The 14,136-nt window shown below is 73.0% G+C and carries 12 protein-coding genes; 8 read left to right on the forward strand and 4 right to left on the reverse strand.

Annotated elements, in window-relative coordinates:
- Nucleotides 1-109 precede the first annotated feature (109 nt).
- The 8 genes from LCH29_RS07345 (at nucleotide 110) to LCH29_RS07380 (ending at nucleotide 11,828) form a co-directional block, all read left to right on the forward strand.
- On the forward strand, nucleotides 110-2,626 hold the full coding sequence (locus LCH29_RS07345; protein ID WP_446460876.1) for an MFS transporter: 2,517 nt from the start codon (nucleotides 110-112) through the stop codon (nucleotides 2,624-2,626).
- Between the two features lie 182 nt (nucleotides 2,627-2,808).
- A complete protein-coding gene (locus LCH29_RS07350; protein ID WP_446460877.1) occupies nucleotides 2,809-5,250 on the forward strand; it encodes a SpoIIE family protein phosphatase in 2,442 nt (813 codons plus the stop codon).
- 31 nt (nucleotides 5,251-5,281) lie between these two features.
- Nucleotides 5,282-6,055 carry a class I SAM-dependent methyltransferase gene (locus tag LCH29_RS07355; protein ID WP_446460878.1) on the forward strand — a complete coding sequence of 258 codons (774 nt, stop codon included), beginning with the start codon at nucleotides 5,282-5,284 and terminating at the stop codon, nucleotides 6,053-6,055.
- A gap of 11 nt (nucleotides 6,056-6,066) precedes the next feature.
- Nucleotides 6,067-6,900: a M55 family metallopeptidase gene (locus tag LCH29_RS07360; RefSeq protein ID WP_446460879.1), complete on the forward strand. Its 834-nt coding sequence runs from the start codon at nucleotides 6,067-6,069 to the stop codon at nucleotides 6,898-6,900.
- Nucleotides 6,893-8,248 carry a M20/M25/M40 family metallo-hydrolase gene (locus tag LCH29_RS07365; RefSeq protein ID WP_446460880.1) on the forward strand — a complete coding sequence of 452 codons (1,356 nt, stop codon included), beginning with the start codon at nucleotides 6,893-6,895 and terminating at the stop codon, nucleotides 8,246-8,248. Before LCH29_RS07360 ends, LCH29_RS07365 begins: the two co-directional genes overlap by 8 nt.
- Before the next feature lie 16 nt (nucleotides 8,249-8,264).
- Complete coding sequence (locus LCH29_RS07370) at nucleotides 8,265-10,268, forward strand: LpqB family beta-propeller domain-containing protein (protein WP_446460881.1); 2,004 nt, start codon at nucleotides 8,265-8,267, stop codon at nucleotides 10,266-10,268.
- A gap of 136 nt (nucleotides 10,269-10,404) precedes the next feature.
- Nucleotides 10,405-11,130 carry a 4'-phosphopantetheinyl transferase family protein gene (locus LCH29_RS07375; RefSeq protein ID WP_446460882.1) on the forward strand — a complete coding sequence of 242 codons (726 nt, stop codon included), beginning with the start codon at nucleotides 10,405-10,407 and terminating at the stop codon, nucleotides 11,128-11,130.
- 155 nt (nucleotides 11,131-11,285) lie between these two features.
- A complete protein-coding gene (locus LCH29_RS07380) occupies nucleotides 11,286-11,828 on the forward strand; it encodes a GNAT family N-acetyltransferase (protein ID WP_446460883.1) in 543 nt (180 codons plus the stop codon).
- A 65-nt stretch (nucleotides 11,829-11,893) separates the two neighbouring features.
- Here LCH29_RS07380 and LCH29_RS07385 read toward each other — a convergent pair whose 3' ends face one another.
- The 4 genes from LCH29_RS07385 to LCH29_RS07400 form a co-directional block, all read right to left on the reverse strand.
- Nucleotides 11,894-12,244: a VOC family protein gene (locus LCH29_RS07385; RefSeq protein WP_446460884.1), complete on the reverse strand. Its 351-nt coding sequence runs from the start codon at nucleotides 12,242-12,244 to the stop codon at nucleotides 11,894-11,896.
- Between the two features lie 32 nt (nucleotides 12,245-12,276).
- The gene (locus LCH29_RS07390; protein WP_446460885.1) at nucleotides 12,277-13,089 is read right to left on the reverse strand and encodes a methyltransferase domain-containing protein; all 813 of its coding nucleotides are present in this window, start codon (nucleotides 13,087-13,089) and stop codon (nucleotides 12,277-12,279) included.
- A gap of 181 nt (nucleotides 13,090-13,270) precedes the next feature.
- Nucleotides 13,271-13,651: a CBS domain-containing protein gene (locus tag LCH29_RS07395; RefSeq protein WP_446460886.1), complete on the reverse strand. Its 381-nt coding sequence runs from the start codon at nucleotides 13,649-13,651 to the stop codon at nucleotides 13,271-13,273.
- 56 nt (nucleotides 13,652-13,707) lie between these two features.
- Complete coding sequence (locus tag LCH29_RS07400) at nucleotides 13,708-14,091, reverse strand: DUF2795 domain-containing protein (protein WP_123099069.1); 384 nt, start codon at nucleotides 14,089-14,091, stop codon at nucleotides 13,708-13,710.
- Nucleotides 14,092-14,136 lie beyond the last annotated feature (45 nt).

Here is a 14,136-nt window from a genome sequence, read left to right on the forward strand (position 1 = left end):
GGTAAAGCCGCCCGAACCCGTCTCTTTGTCGATTCGTCGCGCTTGCCCCTTGTTGTTGCGTAATGCGAGAAAAGGGCGGCGGCGCAGGCGTGACGATGGGGAGACAGACGTGGGCGGGATCACCGAGACCACCTTCGCGAAGGGCCAACGGCCGGCAGGCGCACCCGCCCGCGCCTCCGGCGACAACGGACCCGGAGCCCAACCCGGAGACGGGGACGGCACCGGCACGGCGCGACCACGCGCCGACGACGGCCCTGTCGGGGCCGGGCTCAGCCCGGCCCGGGTGCGGACGGTCTTCCTCGGGCTGATGCTCGCCCTGCTGCTGGCCGCCCTCGACCAGACGATCGTCGCGACCGCCCTCCCCGAGGTCGTCGGCGAACTGCACGGCCTGGACAAGATGTCCTGGACCGTCACCTCCTACCTCCTCGCCGTCACCATCGTGCTGCCGGTCTACGGCAAGCTCGGCGATCTCATCGGCCGCAAGAGCGTCTTCATCTTCGCGATCGTCGTCTTCGTCGTGGGCTCCGCGCTCGCCGGATGGTCGCGCACGATGGACGAGCTGATCGTCTTCCGCGCGGTGCAGGGCGTCGGCGCGGGCGGGCTGATGATCGGCGTCCAGGCGATCATCGCCGACATCGTGCCGCCGCGGGAGCGCGGCCGCTACATGGGGCTCATCTGGGCCGCGTTCGGCCTGGCGTCGGTGGCCGGGCCGCTGATCGGCGGCTTCTTCACCGACCGTGCCTCATGGCGCTGGTGCTTCTACGTCAACGTCCCCTTCGGCCTGGTCACGCTCGCCGTGGTGGCGGGCGTCCTCAAGGTGCCCGAACCGCTGCGGCGGCCGCGCTTCGACTTCCTGGGCGCCCTGTTCCTCACCATGTTCTCCACCTGCACCATCCTGCTGACGAGTTGGGGCGGTACGGAGTACAGCTGGCACTCGCGCGTCATCCTCGGGCTCGCCCTGGGCGCGGCGGGCTCCGCGATCCTCTTCGTCGTCGTCGAGTGCGTCGTCCCCGAACCGCTCATGCCGATGCGGATGTTCCGCGACTCGGTCTTCTGCGTCTCCGGACTCATCGGCGCGGTCATCGGCGTCGCTCTGTTCGGCGCCGCCAGCTATCTGCCGACCTTCCTCCAGATGGTCGACGGGGTCTCCGCCACCGAGTCGGGGCTGCTGATGGTGCCCATGATGGGCGGCATGGTGCTGGCCTCGATCGCCGCCGGCCAGCTCATCAGCACCACCGGCCGCTACAAGGTCTTCCCCGTGGTCGGCGGCCTCATCTCGATCGGCGGCATGTGGCTGCTGTCCCGGCTGGAGGAGGACACCTCCCGCCAGGACTACAGCCTCTGGATGGGCGTCCTCGGGCTGGGCATCGGGCTCGTCCTGCCGGTGCTGATCCTCTCCGTGCAGAACTCGGTGTCCCCCGACGACCTCGGCTCGGCCACCAGCGCCAACAACTACTTCCGGCAGATCGGCGGCAGCGTCGGCGCGGCCATCTTCGGCACCCTCTTCGCCCATCGGCTCGCCGACCGCCTCGCCGAGGAGTTCCCCGGCGGCACGGGCGTCCGTACCGTCGGCGGACCGGAGCTGCCCGACCCCGACTCCATCACCCCGCAGATCGTGCACGCGATGCCGCGCGCCCTGCGCGACGGCTACATCACGGCGTACGCCGACGCCATACCGCGGATCTTCCTCTACCTCGTGCCGGTGCTCGTCCTGGGCTTCCTGCTCGCCTTCCTGCTGAAGGAGAAACCACTGGTGTCCCACACCGACTTCGCCGTACAGCCAGACCCCGGCGTGCAGCCGGATCCCGTCGTACCGGCGGCGCGCTCGGTGCCCCGGCACGCCGCCCCGCCCCCGCCGCCGCCCGTGGCGGGCATCCCGGTCTGCGGCACCGTCCAACACCACGACGGCACCTCCGTCCCGCGGGCCGCGCTGACCCTCATCGACATCGGCGGCCGCCAGATCGGGCGCGGCGCCACCGGCGAGGACGGGCGGTACGCGCTGAGCACGCCCGGCACCGGGTCGTACGTCCTGATCGCGGCGGCCGGCGGCCACCAGCCGCGGGCGGTCAGCGTCACGGTCGGCGACCGCCCGGTCGAGCTGGACGTGGTGCTGGGCGGCGCGGGCCGCCTCGCCGGTTCCGTGCTCACGGCGGACGGCACGCCCGTACGGGACGCGACGGTCACCCTCACCGACGTACGCGGCGAGGTGGTCGCCTCCACGCGCAGCGGGCGCGAAGGGGGCTATGTGATGACCGAGCTGGTCGCCGGGGAGTACACCCTGGCCTCCAGCGCACCCGCCTTCCGCCCCGCCGCGCTGCCCGTCACCGTGCAGGCCGCCCGCGAGACCCGCCAGGACATCGAACTGGCCGGGGGCGCGGTGCTGCGCGGCGTCGTACGCGCCGGTGACGGCCGCCTCGTCGAGGACGCCCGGGTCACGCTGCTGGACGCGGCGGGGAACGTGGTCGACACCGCGACGACCGCCGCCGACGGGGCCTTCCGCTTCATCGACCTGTCGGCGGGGGAGTACACGGTGATCGCCGCGGGCTACCCCCCGGTGGCGACCGTGCTCCAGGTGGCGGGCGGCGGCCGTACGGAACGCGATCTGCACCTGGGCCACGAGGACTGACCACCGGCCGCCCCGCCCCGGCCCCCGCCTTCCGCCGGGGGCCGGGGCGCGGGCTTCGCACACGTGCCCGCAGCCTCGTACAAGATGACACCTATTCGGGTATTGGCCCACGCCGTGACCGGCCCCCGCCGTACCGTTGAAGACGGTGGTGCGGGTCGTGCGTGCGAAGGAGTCTTCCGCCTATGGAGCATGGCACGGAGGTGTCCGGCCGGATCCCGCTCGCGGTGGTCGTCGTCGACGCCGACGGGCTGGTCACCCACTGGAGTTCCGGCGCCCGCAAGCTCTTCGGACGCACCCGCGAGCAGGCCATCGGCGTCCCCGCGGTCGATCTGATGCCGGTCTCGGGCGCACTGCGCGGCGAGGACTTCCCGGACGCGGCGGACGGCGCTCTCGGCGGCCCGCGCTCCTACCCCACCTCGGGCCGCGCCCGGATGGCCCTCCCGGCCGACACCGACCGGGGCGCCGCCCAAGCCGACGTCCTGTGGTGGGCGTACCCCCTCGTCGGACCGGGACCCGAGCGGCTGCTGGTGCTGGCCGCCGACGCCGCGGGGCTCACCGGGGGCGCCCCGGACGAGCGCTTCGCGCCGGGTTTCGCGCTGCACACCGAGTTCCCCGGCGCCGAACTGCTGGCCGGACGACTGCCCGACATCCTGCCGAACATGGGCCCGGCCACCGCCGGCCGGATCGTCGCCCAGGTCCTCGAACTCGGCTACCCCGTCCTGGAGATCAGCCACCACCAACGGGTCCCGGTGACCCCCGACTGGGGCATGCCCCGCTACCGCGAGCGCCAGGCCCGCCGCGCGGCGCGGCTCCGCGCGGCCGGTCCGCCACCCCGTCCCGAAGCACTCGACGACGCCGATGACGCCGACGATCCCGAAGACCTCGAACACGCCGCCGTCCGCGAGCGCCTGGAGTTCCTGAACGAGGTCAGCGGCCGCATCGGCAGCTCCCTCGACCTGGCCCGCACCATCCGCGAGGTGACCAGCGCCGCCGTCCCGCGCTTCGCGGACTTCGCCGGTACGCATCTGCGCGCCCAGGTCCTCGCGGGCGAGGGCTTCCCCGACGGCCCGCCCGACGTCACCACCGTCTGGCACCGCGTCTGGGTCGAGCACAACGACGAACCGGGGCGCTGGGACGACACGGTGCCGGTCGGGGAGAGCATCGCGTTCCCCGAGCACACCCCGTTCTTCCAGTGCATGGTCACCGGCGAACCCGTGCTCATCCCGTACGTCGGCGACGAGTTGGGCGACCGGATCGCCGGGCAGTTCGAGAAGCGGGACCTGCGGCCGCTGATCAACGGCCGGTCGATCCTCATCGTGCCGCTCAAGGCGCGCACCGTGGTGCTCGGCTTCATGGTGCTGCTGCGCCGCGCGGGCCGCGAGGCGTTCGACGACATGGACCGCACGACCGGGGCCGAACTCGCCGCCCGCGCCGGGCTCGTACTCGACAACGCCCGCATGTACACATACCAGGAGAACGTGGCGGAGACCCTCCAGGACAGCATGCTGCCCCAGGTGACGCCGCGCATGGCGGGCTGTGACACCGCCACCCGCTATCTGCCCGGCACCCGGCTCGGCCGGGTCGGCGGCGACTGGTTCGACGCCATCAAGCTGTCCGGTTCGCGCACCGCGCTCGTCGTCGGCGACGTCATGGGGCACGGGCTGAACTCGGCCGCGATGATGGGCCAGTTGCGCACCGCCGTCCAGACCATGGCCGCCCTCGACCTGCCGCCCGCGCAGCTGCTGCGCAACCTGGACGACCTGGCGCAGCGGCTCGGCGAGCACTATCTGGCCACCTGCCTGTACGCGGTCTACGACCCGATCCGCTCCGAACTGCTCCTGGCCAACGCGGGCCACATCCCGCCCGTGCTGGTCCGCGCCCAGGACGGCCGCAGTGAGCTGCTGGACCTGCCGACCGGCGCGCCGATCGGCGTGGGCGGCGTGCCGTTCGAGACGGCCACGGTACGGGTCGCGCCCGGCGACCGCCTCATCCTCTGTACGGACGGCCTGGTCGAGGTGCGCGGCCAGGACATCGGCGCCGGGCTCGCGGCGCTGTGCGAGTCAGCGGCCCACCCGGCGGCGTCGATGGACGACGCGTGCGACACCGTCATCCGCGCTCTCAATCAACGAGGCGGCCGCAAGGACGACGTGGCGCTGCTGATGGCCCGGCTGAACGGCATCCCCTCCGACGACGTCGCCCAGTGGCGGCTGGCCCTCGACCCGGGCGAGGTGGGCCGGGCCCGCCGCCTGGTCCGCGAGCGGCTGCTGCGCTGGGACCTTCCGCACGCCGTGGAGACCGCCGAACTGCTCGTCAGCGAGGCCGTGACCAACGCGGTCGCCCATGCCCACACCCACCATGTGGTGCTGCGCCTGGTCCGCACCGAGGCGCTGCTGTGCGAGGTCTCCGACGACGACCACGACCTGCCCGCGCTGCTGACCGCCGGACCGGACGACGAGTGCGGGCGCGGGCTGCGCGTGATCAGCGAGCTGGCCAGGGAGTGGGGGACGAGCCGGACGCGGCAGGGCAAGACCGTCTGGTTCGAGCAGGCGCTGACGGGCCCGCCCATCGCTCCTCACGCGCGGCCTGACGCAACGTACGACGGGCAGCCTGAAAGCGGAGCCTGACGCACAGTGGGAACGGACGTGGGGAGCGGCGATGAGCGTGTCGGAGCGTTACCGGGAAGCGTGGGAGAGCTACTGGCGGGCCACCTCGGACGCCCCGGGGGAGGCCATCTGGGATGCCGACCCGTCGCTGAGCGCCGCCCGGGACATGGACCGGTTGGCCCCGCACGCCGACCTCTCCCTCCCCATCCTCGACCTGGGGTGCGGAAACGGCACCCAGACCCGCTATCTGGCGGCCCGTTGCGGCCGCGCCTTGGGCGTCGACCTGTCCCATGCGGCGGTCGAGCACGCGCGGCGCGCCGATACGGGGCGGACCGCCGAGTTCCGGCAGCTGAGCCTCACCGACCCGGCGGCCGTGCGGGAGCTGCACGAGCTTCTCGGCGACGCCAACGTCTACATGCGCGCCGTCATCCACCAGAGCGACGCCCCCGACCGCCGTCCGGTCGCCGAGGCGGTGGCCACCCTGATCGGCAGCCGCGGCCGGGGCTTCGTCACGGAGCTGACCGAGGAGTCACAGACGACGCTGGCGCGCCTGGCCCGGAGCCCCGGCGGCCCGCCGCTCAAGCTGCGTCGCGTGTTCGACCACGGCCTGAAGCCCGCCGACGCGGGGGACACCGAAGTGGCGGAGGTGCTGGTGGCGGCGGGGCTGCGGATCCTGGCCGAGGGCCCCACGGCCCTGGCCCAGACGGAGCAATGGGCCGACGGTTCGCGGGTGGAGCTCCCGGCCCGGTGGTTCGTGGTGGGACGGGCGCCGGAGGGCGAGGGACGGTTATCCACAGGGGTGGTTCGGCCCCCGCACAGCGCGTAACGTAACGAACCATGAAGATCCTGATCAGCGCCGACATGGAGGGTGCCACCGGGGTGACGTGGCCGGGCGATGTCCTGCCCGGCACCCCGCAGTGGGAGCGCTTCCGGCACCCGTTCACCTCGGATGTGAACGCGGCGGTGCAGGGGTTCTTCGACGGCGGTGCGGACGAGGTGCTCATCAACGAGGCCCACTGGTCCATGCGCAATCTGCTGCTGGAGAAGCTGGACCAGCGGGCACAGATGATCACCGGGAAGCACAAGACGCTGAGCATGGTCGAGGGGGTGCAGCACGGCGATGTGGACGGGGTGGCGTTCATCGGTTATCACACCGGCGCGGGCACCGAGGGCGTCCTCGCGCACACGTACCTCCCCAACTCCGTGACCGGCGTCTGGGCGAACGGCGCCCGGGCGAGCGAGGGCCTGCTGAACTCGCTGGTGGTCGCCGAGTACGGGGTGCCGGTGGTGCTCGTCACCGGGGACGACAAGACCTGCGAGGACGCCAAGGGCTATGCGCCGGACGCCCGGTGCGTCGCCGTCAAGGACTACGTCTCGCGGTACGCGGCGGTGTGCCGCACCCCCGCCCGCACCGCCGCGGACATCCGGGAGGCGGCGCGGGAGGCCGCCGTGCTGGCGGTGCGCCACGAACCCCCGCACCGCGGGCCGTTCACGATCGAGCTGGAATTCGACGCCGAGCATCTGGTGGGGGCGGCGAGCGTCGTACCGGGCGTGGAGCACAGCGGCGAGCGGCGCGTCGCCTTCACCTCACCGACCATGTACGAGGGGATCCGCTGCTTCAAGGCGGTCACGACCGTCGTATCGGCCGCGGTGGAGGAGCAATATGGCTGACACGTCCCACCCGTCCCGTCCGGAGGCGATCGACGCGCAGGCGCTGGAGGAGGTGGTGCGGTTCACCTCCGAGCTGATCGCGATCGACACCACCAACCGCGGCGGAGGGGAGTGCTCGGAGCGCCCGGCCGCCGAGTACGTGGCGGAGATGCTCAGCGACGTGGACATCGACCCCACGCTGCTGGAGCGGTCGCCGGGGCGCACCAATGTGGTCGCCCGGATCGAGGGCACCGACCGGGCGGCGCCCGCGCTGCTCGTCCACGGCCATCTCGACGTGGTGCCCGCCGAGCCCGCCGACTGGACCGTGCACCCCTTCTCCGGGGAGGTGCGCGACGGGGTGGTGTGGGGCCGGGGCGCCATCGACATGAAGAACATGGACGCGATGGTCCTCGCGGTCGTCCGGGCCTGGGCGCGGGCCGGGGTGCGGCCCCGCCGGGACATCGTGCTGGCCTTCACCGCCGACGAGGAGGACAGCGCCGCCTGGGGCTCCGGCTACCTCGCCGACCGGCACCCGGAGCTGTTCGAGGGCTGCACCGAGGGCATCAGCGAATCCGGCGCCTTCACCTTCCACGCCGGGCCCGGGCTGCGGCTCTACCCCATCGCGGCGGGGGAGCGCGGCACGGCCTGGCTGAAGCTCACCGCGCGCGGCCGGGCCGGACACGGCTCGAAGGTCAACCGGGCCAACGCGGTCAGCAGGCTGGCCGCCGCCGTCGCCCGCATCGGCGACCACCGCTGGCCGGTCCGGCTGACCCCCACGGTCAAGGCGGCGCTCACCGAGATCGCCGCGCTCCAGGACATCCCGGCCGACGTGGACGCGCCCGACTTCGACGTCGACGAACTGCTCGCCAAGCTCGGTCCGGCCGCCGCCCTCATCGAGCCGACCGTGCGCAACAGCGCCAACCCGACGGTCCTGGAGGCCGGTTACAAGGTCAATGTGATCCCGGGCAGCGCCTCCGCCTATATCGACGGGCGGATGCTGCCCGGCGGCGAGGACGAGTTCCGGGACACCCTCGACCGGCTCACCGGCCCCGACGTCGACTGGGAGTTCCACCACCGCGAGGTCCCCCTCCAGGCCCCGGCCGGGCCCGAGGCGCCCACGTACGAGGCGATGCGCGCCGCGATCCAGCGATTCGACCCCGGCGGCCACGCCGTGCCGTACTGCATGTCGGGCGGCACGGACGCCAAGCAGTTCTCCCGGCTCGGCATCCGCGGGTACGGCTTCTCGCCGCTGCGGCTGCCCGAGGGCTTCGACTACCAGGCGCTCTACCACGGCGTGGACGAGCGGGTGCCGGTCGACGCCCTGCACTTCGGTGTCCGGGTGCTCGACCACTTCCTCCAGAGGGCGTGAGCCGGTGGTGCAGCAGGTGACGGCCACCGCCCCGTACGGGACCTGGCCCTCCCCGGTCGACGCCGCCCTCGCCGCCTCGCACGACGGCCACCCCGAGTACGTGGGCACGGTCGGCCCCGAGGTGTGGTGGACCGCGCCCCGCCCCGCCGAGGGCGGCCGCCGCGCGCTGATCCGGCGGCGGGCCGACGGCACCGAGGAGCCCGTACTGCCCCCGCCGTGGAACGTGCGCAGCAAGGTCATGGGCTACGGCGGCGCCCCCTGGGCCGCGGCGCCGCGCGCGACCGGCGGCCCGCTGGTGGTGTTCGTCCACTTCGCCGACCAGCGGCTGTACGCGTACGAGCCGGACGCCCCGGCGGGCGCCCCGCCGCGCCCGCTGACCCCGGTGTCCTCCGTGGGCGAGGGGCTGCGCTGGGCGGACCTGCGGCTGCACGCGGACCGCGGCGAAGTGTGGTGCGTCCTGGAGGAGTTCACGGGGGAGCGGCCCACCGACGTACGGCGCGTGATCGCCGCCGTACCGCTGGACGGCTCGGCCGCCGAGGACCGCACGGCGGTGCGCGAACTGACCGTCGCCCGCCATGACTTCGTCACCGCGCCCCGGCTCTCGCCCGACGGCCGCCGGGTCGCGTGGATCGCCTGGAACCACCCCCAGATGCCGTGGGACGGCACGGTGGTGATGGTCGCCGAGGTGACGGATGACGGTCCGTTCACCAAGGTGCTGCCGCTCGTGGGGGAGACCGATGAATCGGTGGCCCAGGCCGAGTGGGCGCCCGACGGCTCGCTGCTGTTCGTCTCGGATCTCAGCGGCTGGTGGCAGCTGGAGCGGATCGACGCCGACCGGGCGGGCGGGGACGTCATCGCGAGCAGCACGCTGTGCCCCCGCCAGGAGGAGTTCGGGGGGCCGTTGTGGAAGCTCGGGCACCGGTGGTTCGCGCCGCTGGACGGCGGGCTGATCGCGGTGCTGCACGGACGGGGTGCCCAGACGCTCGGGATCCTCGACCCCGAGACCGGTGAGCTGGCCGACGTCGCCGGGCCGTGGACCGAGTGGGAGCCGACGCTCGCCGTGGACGGCACCCGGGTCGTCGGCGTCGCCGCGAGCCCGCACAGCGGGCACGAGGTCGTGGAGCTGGACACCCTGACCGGCCACGCCCGCGTCATCGGCAGCGCCCACACCGACCCCGTCGACCCCGCGTACTACCCCCGGCCGGAGGTCCGCACCGTCACCGGGGCGGACGGCCGCGAGATCCACGCCCATGTCTACCCGCCCCACAGCCCCCACCACACCGCCCCGCCCGGCGAGCTGCCGCCCTATGTGGTGTGGGCGCACGGCGGGCCCACCGGGCGGGCCCCGCTCGTGCTCGACCTGGAGATCGCGTACTTCACCTCGCGCGGTATCGGTGTCGTCGAGGTCAACTACGGCGGGTCCACCGGCTACGGCCGTGCCTACCGCGACCGGCTGCGCGAGCGGTGGGGTGTGGCCGATGTCGAGGACTGCGCCGCCGTCGCGGAAGCCCTCGCCGACGAGGGCGTCGCCGACCGGGCCCGGCTGGCGATTCGCGGCGGCAGCGCGGGCGGCTGGACGGCGGCCGTGTCGCTCACCGCCACCCGGTTGTACGCGTGCGGCACGATCATCTACCCGATCCTCGACCCCGCGGCCTGGGCCACCGGCGAGACCCATGACTTCGAATCGCGGTACGCGGAGTCGCTGATCGGCCCGGTGGCCGAGGTCCCGGACCGCTACCGGGAGCGTTCGCCGCTGCACCGGGCCGACCGGATCACCGCGCCGTTCCTGCTGCTCCAGGGGCTGGACGACACGATCTGCCCGCCCGCACAGTGCGAGCGGTTCGTGGCGGCGATGGCGGGGCGCGGGGTGCCGCACGCGTACGTCACCTTCGAGGGCGAGGGGCACGGCTTCCGCCGCGCCGACACCATGGTCCGCGCCCTGGAGGCCGAACTGTCCCTGTACGCCCACGCGTTCGGCCTGCCCGGGGCCGGGGTGCCCGCCCTGGAGCTGCGCACATGAGGGCACCGCGTTCAGCCGCTCGTCGGCGAGGATTGTCCGGGGCGCACTGCCGACCCCTCTGGGGCAGCGGTAGCGTGAGCAGCCTTGAAACCCGATAGGCGAACTGTTTCGCCATCATTGGTACTGGAGGAGCCAGTTGACACCCGCACGGGCCCCGCGCCACGTCGGCCGTGAGCCGCTGCCCACCGCCCTGGCCGGTCGGTGGCCGCAGGGCGGCGAGCCCGAGACCTGGCTGCTCAGCGTCTCGGCCTTCACCGCCGCCCTGGACACCGCCGCACCCGGCAAGATCCTCGACGCCGAGGAGCAGGAGCGGGCCGGGAGGTTCCTGCGCGCCGAGGACCGGGAGCGGTACACGGCGGCCCATATCGGGCTGCGGCAGCTGCTCGGCGGCTATCTGGGCGTGGACCCGGCCGCCGTGCCGTTCACCCGGGAGGACTGCCCCGGCTGCGGTGGCCCCCACGGCCGCCCCGCGGTGGTCGGCGCCCCGCTCCACTTCAATATGTCGCACGCGGGCGACCTGGTGCTCTTCGCCTTCGCCGGGACTCCGGTCGGGGCCGATGTGGAGAAGCTCCAGTCCGCTTCCACGGTGGCCCAGGTCGCCCAGAGCCTGCACCCCAGGGAGCGTGCCGAGCTGGACGCGCTGCCGACCGCGGACCGGCCCGCCGCCTTCGGCCGCTGCTGGACGCGCAAGGAGGCGTATCTGAAGGGCATCGGCACCGGGCTGTCCCAGGACCCGGCGCAGGACTACGTCGGCACCGGCCGGGAGCCGGTGCCGGTGGGGCCGTGGGCGCTGATCGACGTACCGGTGGATGCCGGTTACGCGGCGGCCATGGCGCTGCGCGACCCCGGCCGGGACGGGTGAGCACACCCGCTGCCCGGCCGGGGGTCCCAGCTGTGCGTGGCGTTCATGAATGTGACCAGAGGCTCTGCTGCTGTCGGCCTACTGTCGTCCGTGCTGTCGGCCTGCCGCGGCCGAAGTCGGTGGCGGAGGCCGGGCCTCCGTACCATCATTGACCAATGCCCGAACACGCGTATCTCGCCGAGGGAACCCGCGCGGCCATCCGGCCCCATCGGCGGGAGGACGGCGCCGAATTCGTCCGGCTCGCGCGGCAGAGCGTCTCCTTCCACCACCCCTGGCTGACGCTGCCCACGACCGACGAGGCGTACGAAGGCTTCATCGCCCAGCTGGAGCGGGAGGACCGGCGCGGCTTCCTGGTCTGCGTACGGGAGACCGGCGCGCTCGCCGGGTTCATCAACATCAACAACATCGTGCGCGGCGCGTTCCAGTGCGGCGCGATCGGCTACGGCGCCTTCCCGCCCGCCGCCGGGCGCGGCTATATGTCCGAGGGGCTCGGGCTGGTGCTGCGGCAGGCCTTCGGGCCGCTCGGGCTGCACCGGATCGAGGTCAACATCCAGCCCGGCAACGAGGCGTCGACCGCGCTCGTCAAGCGGCATGGCTTCCGGCTGGAGGGCTTCTCGCCGGACTTCCTCTACATCGAGGGGGCGTGGCGCGACCACGACCGCTGGGCCATGACCAGCGACATGCTGGGGCCCGCGTAGCCGCGGATGCCGAAGCGGCGCCCCGCCTCACCGGCCGGGGCGCCTTACGGGGATGGCCGGGGGAGTCAGCCCGGGTTGCGGTCCACGTACTCGAAGATCGACCCGTCCGGGTGGCGGGCCACCAGCATGCGGCCGGTGGGGGCGGGGATCGGGCCCGCGACGATCTGCGCGCCGACCGCCGTCAGATCGGCGATCGCCTCGTCCACGTCCTTCACCGCGATCGTCGCCGTGATCTTGCGGAGGATCTCCATCTCCGACTCCGGACCGCTCATCAGAAAGAAGCAGCCGACCGCCGCGACCGAGACGCCGCCCCGCTGGAAGCGGGATGCCTCGGCGCCGGTGAGCCGTTCGTAGACGCTGATGGCGGAGTCCAGATCGTCGACGCAGACCCGCAGTGAAGTCCCCATGATGTCCATGCGGGCGAGCCTAGTTGAACCTCCACCGCACGTCAGACGCGGCACACGACCTCACCGTGCAGGACCGCGAACCAGCCGTCGTCCCGGCTGCCCCACGCGTGCCAGGCGTCCGCGATCTCCCGCAGTTCCGCCTCCGTGGCGTGGCCGCCCTCCACCGCGCGCCGGGCGTACGAGGACGCGACCGTGCGGTCCGCCCACAGCCCGCTCCACCACGCCCGCTCCTCGGGGGTGGCGTAGCACCACGCCCCGGCGCTCGCGATGACGGCGGTGGCGGGGAAGCCCGCCTCCAGGGCCCAGGACCGCAGTCGGCGCCCCGCGTCCGGCTCGCCGCCGTTGGCGCGCGCGACCCGGTGGTAGAGGTCCAGCCAGGCGTCCAGCCCGGGGACGTGCGGGTGCCAGGTCATGGTGGCGTAGTCGCTGTCGCGGGCCGCGACGATGCCACCCGGTTTGCACACCCGCCGCATCTCGCGCAGTGCCCGCACCGGGTCGCCGACGTGCTGGAGCACCTGGTGGGCGTGGACGACGCAGAAGGAGTCGTCGGGGAAGTCCAGTGCGTGGACGTCGGCGACCGTGAAGCGGGTGTTCGTCAGCCCGCGCTCGTCGGCGGCCGACCGCGCCCGCTCCAGGATGGCGGGCTCCGTGTCGACGCCGACGACCTCGCCCTGGGGGACCAGTTCGGCCAGGTCGGCGGTGATGGTGCCGGGGCCGCAGCCGATGTCCAGGATCCGCATGTGGGGCCTGAGGTGGCCGATCAGATAGGCCGCGGAGTTGGCGGCCGTGCGCCAGGTGTGCGAGCGCAGCACCGACTCGTGGTGTCCGTGGGTGTAGACGGCGTCGTTCGGCATGACGGAACTCCTCATCGAGCGTCGAGTCGACCGCGGGCGGAAACGATCGCCACCGTACGCCGCGTCTCGCATCACGAGAAGAGTCGTCTCGCCATATGGACTGCCAGTGGACGCGAGAAAGGGCGGCGGGGTACGGCAACTCCCGTTCCCCCACCGCCCTCTTGGCGTCCGGATCCACCCCTCAGGCGGGCGCCCCTCCCTGCTTCAGATCCCTCATGCTCGCCACACCCACCGGGCGCCCCGACCGGACCACCGGCAGCCGCCGCACCTCATGCCTGCGCATCAGCGCGGCCGCCTCCGCGATCTCCTCGTCGGGGCCGATGGTCACCGGGTTCGGGGTGCACATCAGATGGCAGCTGACCGTCAGCGGATCGACGCCGTCCGCGACCGCGCGCAGTGTGATGTCGCGGTCGGTGAGGACGCCCAGCAACTCACCGTCGAGCGCCACGAGAACCCCGCCGATGTCCTTCGCGCGCATCAGCTGCGCCGCTTCCACCAGCGAGGCATCGGGACGCACCGACGTGACCGCCGGCGTCATGACGTCTTTCACGTACTGAGGCATGTCGCTCGCCCTCTTCGGATGTGTCGGGGGCAAGGAGCGGCTACGCCTCGGGGATGCTACGCCTCGGGCCGCAGGCCGAGCGCGGAGACCACCTCCTGCACGGTGTGGAACGTTTCGTGGGCGGGCAGCTCCTGGGCCAGGGCGATCAGCCGGTCCGGTGCGTGCCGCTCGTGCAGCACGCGCAGCACGGCGCTCCGTTCCGCCGGGAACGTCGTACGGCCCAGATGGCGGGCGAACTCGAAGCGGAGCGCCTCCGCCTGGCCGGTCGCCCCGGGCGCGGGCACCGGACCGGTCGTCACCTCCGGGTCGTCGTCGGCGGCGGGCTCCGGGTCGTGCCACTCCTCGACCCGGGTCGGGTGTCCGGAACGGATCAGGCCCTGAAGCTCCTGCTTCATCTCATCGTCCCGGTGAACGCTCAGCCGGTTGCTGCCTCGCTGCATGTCGGTCCCCTTCCTTCATGGGTCCGTTGTGCTCGTGGGATGGTC

The organism is Streptomyces sp. BRA346 (genome assembly GCF_052851135.1).

Bases quoted from the DNA above. Each gene is read 5' to 3' on its own strand.
- LCH29_RS07355 (WP_446460878.1), top strand. From the start codon at position 5,282: ATGAGCGTGTCGGAGCGTTACCGGGAAGCGTGGGAGAGCTACTGGCGG.
- LCH29_RS07400 (WP_123099069.1), bottom strand. From the start codon at position 14,091: ATGCAGCGAGGCAGCAACCGGCTGAGCGTTCACCGGGACGATGAGATG.
- LCH29_RS07350 (WP_446460877.1), top strand. From the start codon at position 2,809: ATGGAGCATGGCACGGAGGTGTCCGGCCGGATCCCGCTCGCGGTGGTC.
- LCH29_RS07360 (WP_446460879.1), top strand. From the start codon at position 6,067: ATGAAGATCCTGATCAGCGCCGACATGGAGGGTGCCACCGGGGTGACG.
- LCH29_RS07385 (WP_446460884.1), bottom strand. From the start codon at position 12,244: ATGGACATCATGGGGACTTCACTGCGGGTCTGCGTCGACGATCTGGAC.
- LCH29_RS07380 (WP_446460883.1), top strand. From the start codon at position 11,286: ATGCCCGAACACGCGTATCTCGCCGAGGGAACCCGCGCGGCCATCCGG.
- LCH29_RS07365 (WP_446460880.1), top strand. From the start codon at position 6,893: ATGGCTGACACGTCCCACCCGTCCCGTCCGGAGGCGATCGACGCGCAG.
- LCH29_RS07390 (WP_446460885.1), bottom strand. From the start codon at position 13,089: ATGCCGAACGACGCCGTCTACACCCACGGACACCACGAGTCGGTGCTG.
- LCH29_RS07395 (WP_446460886.1), bottom strand. From the start codon at position 13,651: ATGCCTCAGTACGTGAAAGACGTCATGACGCCGGCGGTCACGTCGGTG.